Source organism: Nostoc sp. (assembly GCF_036916985.1).
In the GTDB taxonomy this organism is placed as follows: Bacteria; Cyanobacteriota; Cyanobacteriia; order Cyanobacteriales; family Nostocaceae; genus Nostoc.
This window is the reverse complement of sequence record NZ_JBALFD010000067.1, coordinates 24,606-39,515: the sequence shown is the minus strand read 5'-3', so window position 1 is coordinate 39,515 and position 14,910 is coordinate 24,606. Positions and strand designations below refer to the sequence as shown.

The 14,910-nt window shown below is 42.2% G+C and carries 10 protein-coding genes, 1 tRNA gene and 1 pseudogene; 8 read left to right on the top strand and 4 right to left on the bottom strand.

What is annotated here, in order from left to right; translation table 11 throughout:
* Positions 1-2 precede the first annotated feature (2 nt).
* Both zwf and opcA read left to right on the top strand, forming a co-directional pair.
* On the top strand, positions 3-1,532 hold the full coding sequence (gene zwf / locus V7L07_RS22695; protein ID WP_335061125.1) for a glucose-6-phosphate dehydrogenase: 1,530 nt from the start codon (positions 3-5) through the stop codon (positions 1,530-1,532).
* 170 nt (positions 1,533-1,702) lie between these two features.
* A complete protein-coding gene (gene opcA / locus V7L07_RS22690; protein ID WP_335061124.1) occupies positions 1,703-3,079 on the top strand; it encodes a glucose-6-phosphate dehydrogenase assembly protein OpcA in 1,377 nt (458 codons plus the stop codon).
* Between the two features lie 259 nt (positions 3,080-3,338).
* On the opposite strand, the gene V7L07_RS22685 is transcribed toward opcA, so the two are convergent.
* On the bottom strand, positions 3,339-4,274 hold the full coding sequence (locus tag V7L07_RS22685; protein WP_335061191.1) for an NAD(P)H-dependent glycerol-3-phosphate dehydrogenase: 936 nt from the start codon (positions 4,272-4,274) through the stop codon (positions 3,339-3,341).
* Positions 4,275-4,298: 24 nt separating this feature from the next.
* A complete protein-coding gene (lipA, locus tag V7L07_RS22680; protein ID WP_334777573.1) occupies positions 4,299-5,183 on the bottom strand; it encodes a lipoyl synthase in 885 nt (294 codons plus the stop codon).
* 137 nt (positions 5,184-5,320) lie between these two features.
* Here lipA and V7L07_RS22675 point away from each other — a divergent pair.
* A tRNA-Pro gene (locus tag V7L07_RS22675) sits at positions 5,321-5,394 on the top strand.
* A 334-nt stretch (positions 5,395-5,728) separates the two neighbouring features.
* Positions 5,729-6,043, top strand: a complete 315-nt coding sequence (locus tag V7L07_RS22670) for a YkvA family protein (RefSeq protein WP_335061123.1) — start codon at positions 5,729-5,731, stop codon at positions 6,041-6,043.
* A 48-nt stretch (positions 6,044-6,091) separates the two neighbouring features.
* Here the strand turns inward: V7L07_RS22670 and V7L07_RS22665 are convergent, their stop codons facing one another.
* Entirely contained in the window at positions 6,092-9,298 is a 3,207-nt protein-coding gene (locus tag V7L07_RS22665; RefSeq protein ID WP_335061122.1) for a glycoside hydrolase family 15 protein, read from the bottom strand.
* A gap of 303 nt (positions 9,299-9,601) precedes the next feature.
* Between V7L07_RS22665 and V7L07_RS22660 the strand changes: the two genes are divergently transcribed.
* The 4 genes and pseudogenes from V7L07_RS22660 (at position 9,602) to mgtE (ending at position 12,809) form a co-directional block, all read left to right on the top strand.
* Positions 9,602-9,787: a ribbon-helix-helix protein, CopG family gene (locus V7L07_RS22660; RefSeq protein WP_094328789.1), complete on the top strand. Its 186-nt coding sequence runs from the start codon at positions 9,602-9,604 to the stop codon at positions 9,785-9,787.
* Positions 9,788-9,827: 40 nt separating this feature from the next.
* Positions 9,828-10,166: pseudogene (locus tag V7L07_RS22655) on the top strand (IS66 family transposase); the annotation flags it as partial.
* On the top strand, positions 10,150-10,917 hold the full coding sequence (locus V7L07_RS22650) for a WD40 repeat domain-containing protein (RefSeq protein ID WP_335061121.1): 768 nt from the start codon (positions 10,150-10,152) through the stop codon (positions 10,915-10,917). The pseudogene V7L07_RS22655 and the gene V7L07_RS22650, both read left to right, overlap by 17 nt.
* Before the next feature lie 539 nt (positions 10,918-11,456).
* Positions 11,457-12,809, top strand: a complete 1,353-nt coding sequence (gene mgtE, locus V7L07_RS22645; RefSeq protein WP_335061120.1) for a magnesium transporter — start codon at positions 11,457-11,459, stop codon at positions 12,807-12,809.
* Between the two features lie 75 nt (positions 12,810-12,884).
* Here mgtE and V7L07_RS22640 read toward each other — a convergent pair whose 3' ends face one another.
* Positions 12,885-14,474, bottom strand: coding sequence for an SDR family NAD(P)-dependent oxidoreductase (locus V7L07_RS22640; RefSeq protein WP_335061119.1), 1,590 nt, complete (start codon positions 14,472-14,474; stop codon positions 12,885-12,887).
* Positions 14,475-14,910 lie beyond the last annotated feature (436 nt).

Below are 14,910 nucleotides of genomic sequence, written 5' to 3'. Positions count from 1 at the left end.
CTATGGTTAGTCTGCTAGAAAATCCCTTGCGCGTTGGTCTGCAACAACAAGGGATGCCCGAACCCCAGATTATAGTTATCTTTGGCGCTTCTGGCGATCTCACCTGGCGCAAACTAGTGCCAGCACTTTACAAATTGCGGCGAGAACGGCGTATTCCCCCAGAAACCACCATTGTCGGTGTGGCACGTCGAGAATGGAGCCACGAGTACTTCCGCGAACAAATGCAAAAGGGCATGGAAGAAGCCCATCCTGATGTCGATTTAGGGGAACTCTGGCAAGATTTCTCTCAAGGTTTGTTCTACAGCCCTGGGGATATAGACAACCCTGAAGGCTACCAGAAACTAAAAAACTTATTGAGCGAATTAGACGAAAAACGGGGCACGCGAGGTAATCGCATGTTCTACCTCTCAGTTGCCCCCTCATTCTTTCCTGAAGCTATTAAGCAGCTAGGAACCGCCGGAATGCTAGAAGATCCCTACAAACATCGTCTAGTAGTTGAAAAACCCTTTGGTCGAGACTTAGCATCTGCCCAAAGTCTTAACCAAGTGGTACAGAAATATTGTAAAGAAAACCAAGTATACCGCATTGACCACTACTTGGGTAAAGAAACAGTCCAGAATTTGCTGGTGTTTCGCTTTGCCAATGCGATTTTTGAGCCGTTGTGGAATCGTCAATTTGTTGACCACGTACAAATTACCGTAGCAGAAACCGTGGGAGTGGAAGACCGGGCTGGTTACTATGAAAGCGCGGGCGCACTCCGGGATATGTTGCAAAATCACCTCATGCAACTTTACTGTCTAACGGCGATGGAAGCACCCAACGCAATGGATGCCGACAGCATCCGCACAGAAAAAGTGAAGGTACTCCAAGCTACTCGTTTAGCTGATGTTCACAATCTGTCGCGGTCAGCAGTACGTGGTCAGTACAGTGCTGGCTGGATGAAGGGTCAAGCAGCGCCAGGTTATCGGACAGAACCAGGTGTTGATCCTAACTCCACCACACCTACCTACGTTGCGATGAAGTTTTTGGTAGATAACTGGCGCTGGAAAGGTGTGCCTTTCTACTTGCGTACTGGCAAGCGGATGCCGAAAAAAGTCAGTGAGATTTCCATTCACTTCCGCGAAGTTCCGTCTCGGATGTTCCAATCTGCCGCCCAACAGACAAACGCCAACATTTTAACGATGCGGATTCAGCCAAATGAAGGTATTTCCCTGCGTTTTGATGTGAAAATGCCGGGGGCAGAATTCCGCACCCGTTCCGTAGACATGGACTTTAGTTATGGTTCCTTTGGCATCCAAGCAACATCTGATGCCTACGATCGCTTATTCCTTGATTGTATGATGGGCGATCAAACATTGTTCACCCGCGCGGATGAAGTAGAAGCAGCTTGGCAAGTAGTAACGCCAGCCCTTTCCGTTTGGGATGCACCTGCCGACGCAAATACTATTCCCCAGTATGAAGCCGGTACCTGGGAACCAGCAGAAGCAGAATTCTTAATTAACCAAGATGGCCGTCGCTGGCGCAGACTCTAACAATTTTAGATTTTAGATTTTAGATTTTAGATTGGGGACGGCGAAATCGGGAATAGATAATAGGGAATATGAAAAACTATTACTAATTACCAAATTACTAGTTCTTAATCCAAAATCTCAAATCTTAAATCCAAAATCCAAAATCCAAAATCCAAAATCCAAAACCTCCTATGGCTCCCCAAGCTTCTACAATTTATTCACTTCAGGCGCCAAAAGATATTTCGCTTAACGAAATAGATACGGAACTGAATCAAATTTGGCAAAGTTACGGCATCACTGGCGATGACGGTGGGCTTCCTGCTGCTACTCGGGCCACGACATTTACCTTAGTGGTTTACGAACCTGAAGAAACCCAGTATCTTTTGGCCACTTTGGGATTTTACAACGGCCCGCTTGACGGGATTTTAGGGCCTCAAATGGAAGCTGCTTTGCGGCAAGTGCAGAAAAAATATGCACTGCCAGATACAGGAACAGCAACACCTGAAACCTTGGCTATCTTGAGAGAAGAATTCATCAAACGTCAAGGAAACGGAGCTGCGGGGGATAATGGTTCTATTGAACTCCCTAGTTTCAATGCCCCAAGCCCCAGAATTGCCGATGAAATCGCCCTCCGCAACCCTTGTCGGATTATTGCGCTGTTTCCCATTGCTGGCGAAGATGAAGGGGTCAAGGCTCAAGTTTCTGCCTATTGTCCAATTCAAAAGCAATCGTCAAGTACACTAATCTGCTGCGAATACATAACTCTTAGTGGTACTGCTGCTGCCTTGGAACGTATAGGTGGCATGATTCCAGCATTGTTGATTGGCGGCTTACCAAAGTTTCTTTGGTGGAAAGCAACACCAGTCCCCAACAACGCTCTATTCAAGCGGTTGGCAGCAGTTTGTAATAATGTGATTGTGGATTCTTGCCGCTTTAACGAGCCAGAAAGTGATTTACTCCGCTTGCAAGAATTGGTAGATAGTGGAGTTCCTCTCGCTGACCTCAACTGGCGTCGCCTCTCAGCTTGGCAAGAATTGACAGCTGAAGCCTACGACTCACCTAACCGTCGGGCTGCCCTTCGGGAAGTTGACCGAGTAACTATTGATTATGAAAAAGGCAACCCCGCACAAGCATTGCTGTTTTTGGGTTGGTTGGCAAGTCGTCTAGCATGGCAGCCAGTTTCTTATCAAAAGGAAATCGGAGATTACGACATCACTCGCATTCACTTTATTGCCCAAGACCAACGGCAAGTGGAAGCAGAATTAGCGGGTGTTCCTCTGGCTGACGTGGGCGAAATTGCTGGCGACTTGATTGCTTTGCGCCTCAGTTCGACCAATCCGAAGGCAGACTGTGGTACAGTAATTTGCTCGGAAACTGGTGGCTGTATGCGGATGGAAACCCACGGCGGTGCCCAATCTGCCGGTTTGTTTCAACAGGTGACTTCACTTTCGGAACAAAAGGCGGAAGCATTGCTAAGTCAGCAGGTACAACGTTGGGGTCGCGAGTCACTTTTTGAAGAAAGTCTGGGAATTACAGCCAATATTTTCAAGTTGGCAACAAATAGCTAGTTTCGTCTGGAAACAATAAAAGTTACCCAAATTGCGGAAATCAAATACAACTCTAATACAGTTCAGATAGAGCAACAAAACACTTGTAGAGACGGCGATTTATCGCGTCTTCTCTATACCAGTTATCTACACCAATAACCCTTGACTGAACTGTATTGACACCAACCCTTCAGATTTTTGGATATTTCAATCATCTGGAGGGTTTTTCTATTTCACAGAACTGATAAAGTATATTGTTTTTGATGATTGAATCGGTATTCTAATAGTTGTACTCTGGTTTGATATCTCGCAACATCAGTTCATCAAGTGCTTGTTCAGGTGTGATTTCGCCTTGAAGTAATCGATAAACTTGCTCGGTAATTGGGACTGCGATGTTTTGTTGCTTGGCTCGTTGCATCAAAACTCGGCAAGTGTTTACTCCTTCAGCAGTTCCTTGTAAATTTGCGAGAATTTCTGTAAGTGACTTACCACCAGCTAGCTGATAGCCGACTTGGTAATTGCGACTTAAGGGACTATTGCACGTTGCTAACAAATCTCCTAGACCCGATAAACCATAAAATGTTTCTGTCTTTGCACCCCAGTTGTTGCCGATGCGAACCATTTCGGTAAGTCCACGGGTGACTAAAGCAGCTTTGGCATTGGTTCCCAGTTGTAAACCATCGCACACACCAGCTGCGATCGCAATCACATTTTTCAGTGTTCCCCCCAGTTCCACTCCCAAGGGGTCGGGATTGGTATATACCCGAAAACGATGAGAAGAAAATACTAACTGCACTACTTCCGCCGCCGTGGGAATATTACTGGCTACCACCGTGGCTGCTGGTAATTCCATTTGAATTTCTTTTGATAAATTAGGCCCAGACAAAACAACCACTGCATGGTTAGGGAATATTTGTTGCCAAATTTGTGACGGTGTACAGGTGGTTTGGGGATCTAAGCCTTTTGTCGCCGTCACAAAAATTGTCTCTGGAGAAAGGGGGAAAGATTGAACTTGGGAAGCAACATCTCTCACGCCAATCATTGAGATAGCGGATAGGATTATTTGGGCATTTGTTAAAACTGCTTCCAAAGTTTGGGAACCTTGACGCGACCACACGCGCACCTGATGACCATTTGCAGCCGCGAGATTTGCGAGAGATGCACCCCAAGCACCTGCACCCAGAATTGCAACGGAAAGTTTTGTGTTGGAGTACATCTGCTCACTCATAATTCCTAACTCCTAACTCCTAACTTTTGAGCGTGGGTAACGTTGCATCAATTCCCTGACTTGTTCTGCATGATAGGAGCTTCTTGTCAATGGTGAAGAAACAACTTGTAAAAATCCGATTTCTTCGCCGAATGCCTTCCAAGCAGCAAATTGTTCGGGATTGACAAATTCGTTTACTTGCAAGTGTTTTTGACTGGGTTGGAGATATTGCCCAATGGTTAAAATATCGCAATCCACAGATCGTAAGTCTTGCATGACTTGGCGAATTTCGGCATCAGTTTCACCGAGTCCAACCATGATGCCGGATTTAGTGTAGGCACTAGGAGAAAGTTGGCGAGTGCGCTGCAATAATTCTAATGTGCGATCATAGTTTCCTTGGGGACGCACCCGACGATACAGGCGTGGAACAGTTTCGGTATTGTGGTTTAATACCTCTGGCGCAGCCTGTAGAATTATCTCCAGAGCATTCCAATTACCGCATAAGTCAGGAATTAGCACCTCAATTGTGGTGTTGGGTGAAACAGAGTTAACTGCATCAATACATGCCACAAACTGAGATGCACCACCATCAAGCAAATCATCTCGGTTTACAGAAGTGATGACTACATGATTAAGGTTCAGGCGGCGAACAGCTTGGGCTAGTCGTGTAGGTTCCGTGGGATCTAGTGGTTTAGGTTTTTTCTCAAAATCAATATCGCAGTAGGGACAAGCGCGTGTACAAGCCGGGCCCATAATTAAAAACGTGGCAGTCCCAGCGTTGAAGCATTCACCAATATTCGGACAGGACGCTTCCTCGCAAACTGTATTGAGGGCTAAATCCCGCAAAATTTCCTTAACGTTACCGATGCGCTCACGCCCAGGTGCTTTCACCCGCAACCAGTCTGGTTTTACAGTCACAATCCGCTTTTACCACTAGAGTTATACAAATTTAATCCTAGCAAGCAAAGTCTTTGATGAAGCGATCGCATATAGATGTAATTCTGATATTTGGCACTAGTTGTGATATTCTTATATTTACAATGCCATTTTTTTGGCGGGATGTGGCGCAGCTTGGTAGCGCACTTCGTTCGGGACGAAGGGGCCGCTGGTTCGAATCCAGTCATCCCGATTGGTAGATGTCGAATAACTAATTATTTGTGAAACTAGGTAAAGAGGCAAAGGATTTGTCCTCTAGGCAAAGGATTTGTCCTCTAGATGAACATAGTTATAAATATTCCCGGTTGCCTACTTGTTTGTATTTGTTGAGAGATTACTAGTGGTCTGTCAAGAACTAATTGACGGATAAGTTCTCTGTAGAGACGGCGATTTATCGCGTCTCTCTAACCGCCAAAATGAATTTGACAGACCACTAGTAGCGTCTTCCAGACTAACTAGGGCGGTTATTCACACCGGAAGTTTTTGGGATAGTTTGTCAAAATTAAAGATAACTGGAGGTTCAAAATATGAAATTTTCAATCCAATCACTTTACACTTGGTACCGCGATGTGCTTCGTAACCCCAAGTACCGTTGGTGGGTAATTTTAGGAACATTAGTCTATTTAGTTAGCCCATTTGATGTTCTCCCAGATTTTATACCGGTTGTGGGGCAAATTGATGATGTTTTCCTTTTGACTTTGCTAGTTTCTGAGGTGTCTGGGCTAGTAATTGAGGGCTGGAAAACTCGTAAGGGTGAGGTGGGGACTGAAGTACCTAATAGTACTGAGGGTTCTACCTCTAGTGGAAGCACTATTGATGTTGATGCTGTTTCGGTTAAGTAGTTTTAATAAAACCCCTGCTTTTGGAATCTGAGGTGGGGGATATTTTTTTTAAAAATCTTTCACAAATTCCGTCAAGAACCTAAATGCCTTCAAAATATAACTAGCGCAATCTCTAGGAGAAGTATTGTAAAACGATCGCCACGCACTCCCCTTATCTTCATCATAGCGATCGCTGCGTTGACTATGATTTTCTAACCATGCCAATCGCACTGCATGGCCAATTAACACATCCAACACAATATATCCTTCGATTTGCAGGTTGGGATTATTGGCTGCGATCGCAGCTAATTCTACTAATGCTTCAATATTAACTTGGCGATATTCTGGAGCTTCGATTTTATTCAGCAAATGCTCAACCAATAGAGCAAAATTTCTTTCACCTGCTGTCATTTCCGACAACATTATCTCACTATCTAAGCGATTGCGGCGCTCTAGTTTATCGCCAATTACTAAACCTTTGCAATGCTGCATTAATAGCCAAACTTCTTTAAAAAATTCTTTTGGTACGCGCCCCGTCGCACCCTCGGCTTGGCGAAACCGCCGCCAACCGCCAGGCGGGACTTCTGTTCCTTCTGCTATTGCTGGTAAGACTACCCAAGCAATATCACTTTCTTTTTGTTTGACATGCAGTGATTCTTGCTGGCGTAACAGGTTACTCATGCCAGTATATCCAGTTAATACCTGACGCAAGCGCATTTTCACATCAAAGGGTGAAAGTTGCATTAAATAGTCATAAGCTTCATCTTGAGTGACGTATAATTCTCGTGCTAGTTCGCTGGTGATCAATAAGATAAGATAGCCGACTCTCAGGGTTAGTAGTCCCTGAAATAGTTCGGATTCTGAGCGAATTAAGATGCCAAGATAGATTAAAATCTCTTGGGTGAGGACGCGATCGCGGATATCGTCACGACAGAAATGATTAATTTTATCGGCAATTTCATTGTGGGACATGGGTACGGTAATTAAAGACGCTTCACTGTAAGCTTTACCCACAGCAATTTGCTTACCTCGCACCAAAATACTTGTTACTGCATCTGATAGGCTGATATCAACCATTTGGCGCAACCCCGCAGCCCGTCGCACTACTGCCCAAATGCCTAAATCTCCGGCTTTGGTATAAACTTCATCGAGTAAATCGCCTACGGTGACAGGATATGCTGGGCCACCATACCCCGTATCAAATTCCGTTCCCTGTAAGCGAGTTAAAGTTTGCAATAACTCAATTTGTTCGTAGATATTCTCTGATGAACGCAAACGAGAAAGTAATAACCCAAAGTTGGTTTCATACTCCATTTGAAATTCTTGGGTATGTCCTAAGCGCCAGTTTTTCTCAGGATGATAAGCTAGATAATAGCAACGTGGGCTAGCATTTTTTACTGGCGATCGCAAAAATTCTGCATTGGGGAGAAAGTCAATTCTTTGGATTCCAGCTGTTAGCATTAGCTGATTTAGTCGCCCTAATTTCACTCGCACGCCGTTACAAACACCATCTTTCAGTTCTTGCATGAGTTCTAGTAATGCTTCCGAACCGACTTCTAACATGGTATGTGTCAACATTAAAGTCAAGGTAGGACGCCCTAAATCGCCCCAATATTTTTGAATATAAGCTAGTTCGCTTCTAATTTGGTCTAGCAGAAAATGGTAATCAAGGGTTAAATAAAACTGTTGAGAATCTGAAAATGAAGGTAAAAAGACAATTGTTTCGCCACTAATCCGAAAAATTCTAGATGTTGTTAAACTCCGCAGCCGCCGCACTGGCCGCCCAGTCAAACCAAGTTTGTCGTTACGTCCAATTTGGGTATAAATAGCTGAAAACTCTCCAGCCTTTCTCACTTGAATCGGTTCTACTTGGGTAGGCGTTTGTGCTTCAATTCCGTGAACTTCTAATTTATTTTGTAAATCTTCATCTTCTGCTAATAAAGCAATTTGTACTAATGACTCGCGCTGTTTACCAACACACAAATGTCTTCCCAAAGGGTCGATATCACCAACCGCTAGTAACCCTTCACTCAACATTTCACTGAGAAAATATAAACTCTGTGCCCACACCAAGGGAATATTTTCATTAGGTAAGCGTGGTTGCGTTTGGGGTGCTAACTTTTCTGCCTCGATATTTTCGGCGGGAACATAATAAAGTTCTGGCAATAAACGCAAACCATCTTGTTCTATAAATAATGATTCTAAAAGATTTTGGTATTTTTTAACTTGTTCTTGTTCGCCGCGAAATAATCCATCTAGAACTAAATAAGTGAAAAATAACGGCCATTCGCATTCGATATGCTCAAATTGCTTAAGTTCTAACGGTTCGTAGTGCAAGCGCTGATGATCTTCTAAAACGGTTTGGTGTCCATCACGCAGAAAGCGTTTGCAGCCGTATTTACCTGCTAGTTTATTGATAATATCGTTTAAAGTGCGATCGCGTAACTCTAAATCTTCCACTGCAAAGGCAGGATAACTAATAATACTTAACAGCGCTGCATCAATTTCTTTGGAACCAGATTCTCTCGGTAATAAGGATTCTAAAGTAATCCGGGCGCGGGCAATTTCATCTGGTAGCACATGAATAACTGATGCTTGACTACCACGCACACCAAACAAATCCAATCCGTTGATAGCTTCTAAAGCGGCTTTTGCCATGCCTACGGAACTGGCATTTAACTCAGCACTACCACGATTAATTTTATTACCACGTTCCCAAATGCCGTAATCTGGTGTACGGTAAGCTCGTCCAATGTAGTAAACCAAATTTTGGACGAAATTCACTTCATCAATGGTATAAATTATTTGTAATCCCGCAGCCGTCATTTGCCCCAACATCAGCAAAAATATAGATGTGGCATCAAGTTGCAAATGTCCCCATTCGTCATCACCAACAACAATGTCACCAGTGGCGGTATTATATTTGGCGTGCAGTCCATCGAGTAGCGACTGAGTATGTTTAAATGTCTCTACTTTATGAGCCTGTCGCATCATCGCAAATAGCAACCCGCGCATCAATTTAATGACACTGTGTTCTAGTTCATAGGTGCGTCCCTTATCGTCGTCAATCTTGCGGTATGCAAGTCCTAAACCCCAAACTGCCAAAATGCTGTAAACGTTGTCTCGCACCCAAGCATCAGTATAATCACCGTGGGCTGTAATCGCTGTACTCGCAGGTAATAAACCAGTAATCGGATTTTGCCGAGTCAGGATGATCGTTTTGATTTGCTGGTAGTAATAGTCTAGGCGAGTTAGCAATTTGGTAGATGTTTTCATGGTTTGGTTCAGAACAACTTGCAAAATTCGACCCTGTGACTGTGAACTGAATTACCTAAACCAAGTCAGAACAAGCTCTGTAATGGTTGATGGAAGAACAGCGGAGGGTAGTAAGTTTATTATTATCTCCTGTTAATAGGTTTCTGGGTACTTAATTTTAGTGATTTTATTTCGGCGTGGCACTGGCGAAATAGTGAAAAATTGGGGAGACTTTTGGGTGTGGTCAGAATTACGTGCTATTGAGTGCAATCTGGAAGATATGAGCTAGTATGCTAGCATAACAGCAGATTAACTTTTTTTATCATGGAAACTCGAATTAACAAACGCACCCACAGCGATTACACCCAAAGTGCTGCCTATCTGCCCAAGGATTTAGTTAAAATTTTCAAACAGCTAGCTCTTGAGTTAGAAATAGGGCACAGTGAGGCAATGGAAGAAGCTGTCAGAATGTGGTGTGATGCGGCAATCAAAAAAGTAAGTCAACCTTAATGAGGTATCCTACACCCAAACAAAATCTGATTTGTTTTATACTCCACTGGCTAAAACTGTCCGTACCTGTCGTCAACTTTTAAAAGTTGAACCTGCTTTGTAGTTGTTTGTGACAGTCGAAGGTGTCGAACCCACCAATAATGCTGCTGAGAGAGCTATACGACCTGCTGTCATCTGGCGACGTACCAGTTTTGGTTCTCAAAGCCAAGGGGGCAGTAATTTTGTCGCCCGAATGTTAACCGTTGTGACAACACTGAAGTCTCAACGTCGAAATGTCTTGGAATTTATGACTCAAGCCGTTAGTGCCAAACGCCAGAGTCAACCAACTCCTTCTTTACTTCTTTATTTTTTGTGTTCTCCCTGTGATCTATTACCATGAGCGTGATGCTAGTTCAGTTGTAATTGGAGAGAAGGGTGATGTAATCAGTGGAGGTTCAGACAACAGAATAAAAATCTGGAATTATTTTTCTAATCAGCTTTCACGAACTTTAGAGACACCAAGTGCTGTAGGATGCCTTGCAATCAATCTTAGAGCTAATTACTTGGCTGCGGCGATAAATTACTTAGATCCAGTCAAAGTGATTGTATGGAACTTAAAGTCATTTGAGCAGATTGCTGAAATTAGTGACGAAAGATTTTGGGATTTTGACCTATTAGCATTTAATGATACTGGAGAACGGTTGTATGCACGAGGCGGACTTGGAGAAAATCGAGTCTGGGAAATGCCTTCAACAAAGCTTATTAGAGCTTTCCCTGATAGTCATTATGGAGAAGTGAGTTACTGCTCAATTGACGATAGAGGAAGGGTTATAGCTACTGCATCAGATCGAGATAGCAAAGTGTACCTATGGGATACTGTGAGTGGCAAAAGAATACAAGTAATTGAAGCAGCACCAATATCGGATGGTGGCCCATTTGTCCCCAACGTTCTCCTAAATGATAACGGTAGTATTCTCATCACTGCTACACTAAATGGAAATATCAGGATATCGTGTACTGAAAGCAAAGAACTTTTGCAAGAATTTCCAGGTAAACACAAACCAGAGATCAGTTCATTAGCTATCAGTAATAAGTTTTTGGTATCTGGAGATCATGATGGAAATCTTAAACTTTGGCAATTTACTGCCTAAGAAACCATTTATAAAATTTTTGTTTGTATATCTAAGTATAGAGAAAACTAGACACACCCAAGAGCGATCGCCAAAGCTAAAACACATTACTACGAATACGAAGTGAAATCTGTTAACCCATTTTTGATTCTTCGTCATCCAGGTGACTACGTATGAAGTTGCTTGATCCAAAATAATACTGAGATATTGGCAATATTTTAACTCTGTAAAGTTTCGGATTAAATTCGTTGATTGGCTTGACAGAGCTTATTGTTGTAGTAGTAAAATCTACCTTAAGTTACATGAAAATTACTTAAAAATCTGTTTATCAAGTCATTCAAGAGTGATAAATATCACAAATATTAAATACTGATGCCTCAGTATGTACCTGAGAGTGCTATTCCGGGTTAGGATGATGAACAGCGATGCCTTGATTTAGATATCGATATTGAATTGTTGAAATTTTATGGGCAATAGTCCACCAGATGGCAGTATCAACCTCCTCTGAACTGGCGAGGAAGTCTCCCAGCGCGGGGGAGACTTAGGAGATATATATTATCATGCTCACACAAGATATTCGTGATTTGCTGACTGATACTACCGATTTGAACCAGTTGAAATGGGATTTAAATCGCTTGCAACCTGTGGATGTGGGAGACTACATTACACAATTGCCTGAAAAACAACGGGCGATCGCATTCCGTTTACTCAACAAAGCTCAAGCAATTGATGTATTTGAATATCTGCCAACAGAAGTGCAGGAAGAACTACTTAATTCTCTGCATGATGTCCAAGTAGTGCAACTTGTAGAAGCCATGAGTCCCGACGAACGGGCAGAATTGTTTGATGAACTACCAGCTGGGGTAATCAAACGGCTATTACAAGAACTGAGTCCAGAAGAAAGGCAAGCAACAGCAACGATTCTCGGCTATCCAGAAGGCACTGCTGGGCGGGTGATGACAACCGAATATGTCCGGTTGCGTCAAGGATTGACTGTCGGTGAAGCCTTGAGCAAGATCCGCCGTCAGGATGAAGACAAGGAGACGATTTACTACGCCTACGTCACAGACGACAACCGGACGCTGGTGAGAGTAGTTTCACTGCGCCAATTGCTGTTTACCTTTCCCGAAGTTTTCATCAAAGATATTGCTAGCGATCGCGTCATTAAGGTAACAACTGAAACCCCTCAAGAAGAAGTGGCGCGAATCATGCAGCGCTACGACTTAATCGCTATCCCCGTAGTTGATCGGGAAGACCGATTGGTTGGCATTGTCACCATTGATGATGTCATGGATATTTTGGAAGAAGAAGCCACAGAAGATATCCAAAAACTGGGGGGTGTGAGTGGTGATGAAGCAGCTTTATCCTCTCCCCTGTTAACTATCCGTAACCGCTTGCCTTGGCTGTTGGGCATTATGGCACTATATATTGGTGCAGCTAGTGCGATCGCGCCTTTTCAATCTGTAATTGCCGCAGTGCCGGTTTTAGCAGTAATTATGCCGATTTTTTCTAACACAGGTGGTACTGTCGGCATTCAATCATTAACAGTAACAATCCGCGGCTTGGGAGTGGGAGAAGTAACACCCAAAGATACCTTAAAAATTCTCCGCAAGGAACTTCTAGCTGGTTTAGGTACAGCTCTAGCTTTAGCCACAACGATGATCTTGCTTTCCTTAATTTGGGCGCGACCCGAAGAGCGATGGGTGGCTTTAATTGCTGGAATGGTAATGGCAACTAATACAGTTGTGGCTGTTACACTCGGCACTTTACTACCAATGGGTTTGAAGCGCTTGAAACTTGACCCTGCTTTGGTTAGTGGCCCATTAGTGACTACAATGCTAGATACAATTGGATTTTTAACGTTTCTCAGCCTAATTTCTTTAGCTTTAAACGTTTTCCATTTACCAACTTAATCGTAAGTTTTCAGATTCCCCCGCTAAAAATAAATTAAGAAGCTAGAGGAATGGGTGAATATTTGATACCATCAGCTATTTTTGTGATTGTAAAATTACAGGTTCCTGACAATTAGAACTATAACCCGGTAAAACTTTTACCTCTGGCTGAGTCAACCGTAGCGTTAAAGAAAGTCGGACTTTACCGCTATTATTACGTACTGAACGATGTAATAGTCTATCACTAAATAGTACAAATTCACCAGGACGTAACACCACAGGAATAGCTTTTTGGGCAACTTCATCACTGATTTCAAAAAAGTGATTACCACTAAAAGGATCGGTTCCTTTTATCTGGCAATCTTTTAAGTAAATATTAGGTATATACTCAAATCCATTATCTTCATTAACTTCTGTCAAAGCTATATAAGCATGGATAGTTTTACCATCTCCTTTCAGCAGTTTAGGATAAGCGTCTTGATGCCAAAAAGGAATTAATTGCTGTGCGGGATAGTTTACCCACAATTCTGATCGCCATAATACTAAATTTTCCCCTAAATAAGCACTAAGTCTTTCTAATAAATTTTTATCTTGACATAATTGCAAAATCACAGGTGAATCTAAATGTCTTTCCATGTAAAAAGATTTAGTAAACACTTGAATCAATATAATGAACAATGACCCAATATCAAATCTAATAAATGATTTAACTACCTGTTTTAATAATATCTTTATTGGTAATTTCCTTAAAACTTCATCAAAAATATATTGGGTAATATCAGCTATTTCATTACTGGTTAAAAGGAGAGAGTTTGGTCCCCAAATTTCATCAGTACCACCATAATTAATTTTCTTTGTATTCTGCTGTTGGTTGCAACCAGCCCATAATAAACTACGTTCCCATAATTGCTCTGATAATTCTTGATTTTGTGCTATTTTCGGTAATAGAATTTCTTGAGTATGACTATCTAAAAATTTTCCACTAATATTTTGATAATCTGGGGAAGTAGCGCAAATAAGGGTGCTGTATGCTCCAGCTTCCGATGAAATACCTAAACCTAAATATTTACTGAGACGATGCCATATAGTAATATTTGATTGCACAAAGCCTGGATGTATTGCGTTAACAGTGACTTGAGAATTATTTAATCGTTGAGAAAGTTCTCTTGTTAAAAGCAATAAAGAGAGTTTAGAAACGGCATATAGGTTTATAAAATTTAATGGTGTTCTTTTAACTAATAAATTCCAGTCAATACCACTTGGAGATAATGCTAAATCTGACGCTAACATAATAATGCGACTAGGGGCAGATTCTTGCAATTTTTCTAGTAATAAATAAGTGAGCAAAAAATGACCTAAATAGTTAGTCCCCCAAATCAGTTCAAAACCTTCTTTTGTTGTGCCTCTACGGTTGAATATACCCGCATTGTTGACTAATATATGTAATGGTAAATTTTTGTCATTAAATAGTTTCACACAGTTGCGAACTGAATCTAAAGAAGCTAGATCAAGAGGTAAAAATGTGACATTTTGATTTCCGGTAGTTTGGCGGATATAGTCTATAGCTTTTGCAGCTTTATTTGCCGAACGACAAGCAATAAATACATGATTGCCTAATTTGGCTAAACCTACAGCTGTCATTAAACCTACACCAGAGTTACCACCTGTAACCAGACACACTTGCATAATTTACGATCTCTCAGTATTTATTGGTAAAAATGGGAGCATCCCAATTTGAAGGTCTAAAAACAGATAAAGATGCACCAGTACGGGCATTAGTATCAGCTTTACCCAAGTGTCGGCATTTACTTAATTTTTCAGATGTCGTGCATTGAAAGTATAACTGGGTTCCTTGTAATTTTTGCGATTTGTAACCTGAAAAGACGCGCCAAGGGCAAGGGTAGCCAGTAGAGCATCAGTTTGCCTATCTTTAACCCAAACAGGACTTATTACGCACAGGTAACGGAAAATCGAACCACAGAGGAGGCAGAGTACACGGAGGAATAGGAGTTTAAGAAGTTTCTTGCGTAGTCCTACCAAAGCAACTAGTTTGAGATATTAGCTGGATTTACGCCGTGCTGTACTAGTCCTTTGTGAATACAAAGGACTAATGAGAAAATAA

What these genes read in the sequence shown, in the direction of transcription:
- zwf (WP_335061125.1), top strand. Translation starts at nt 3, where the DNA reads ATGGTTAGTCTGCTAGAAAATCCCTTGCGCGTTGGTCTGCAACAACAA.
- mgtE (WP_335061120.1), top strand. Translation starts at nt 11,457, where the DNA reads ATGCTCACACAAGATATTCGTGATTTGCTGACTGATACTACCGATTTG.
- V7L07_RS22660 (WP_094328789.1), top strand. Translation starts at nt 9,602, where the DNA reads ATGGAAACTCGAATTAACAAACGCACCCACAGCGATTACACCCAAAGT.
- V7L07_RS22685 (WP_335061191.1), bottom strand. Translation starts at nt 4,274, where the DNA reads ATGTACTCCAACACAAAACTTTCCGTTGCAATTCTGGGTGCAGGTGCT.
- opcA (WP_335061124.1), top strand. Translation starts at nt 1,703, where the DNA reads ATGGCTCCCCAAGCTTCTACAATTTATTCACTTCAGGCGCCAAAAGAT.
- V7L07_RS22670 (WP_335061123.1), top strand. Translation starts at nt 5,729, where the DNA reads ATGAAATTTTCAATCCAATCACTTTACACTTGGTACCGCGATGTGCTT.
- V7L07_RS22640 (WP_335061119.1), bottom strand. Translation starts at nt 14,474, where the DNA reads ATGCAAGTGTGTCTGGTTACAGGTGGTAACTCTGGTGTAGGTTTAATG.
- V7L07_RS22665 (WP_335061122.1), bottom strand. Translation starts at nt 9,298, where the DNA reads ATGAAAACATCTACCAAATTGCTAACTCGCCTAGACTATTACTACCAG.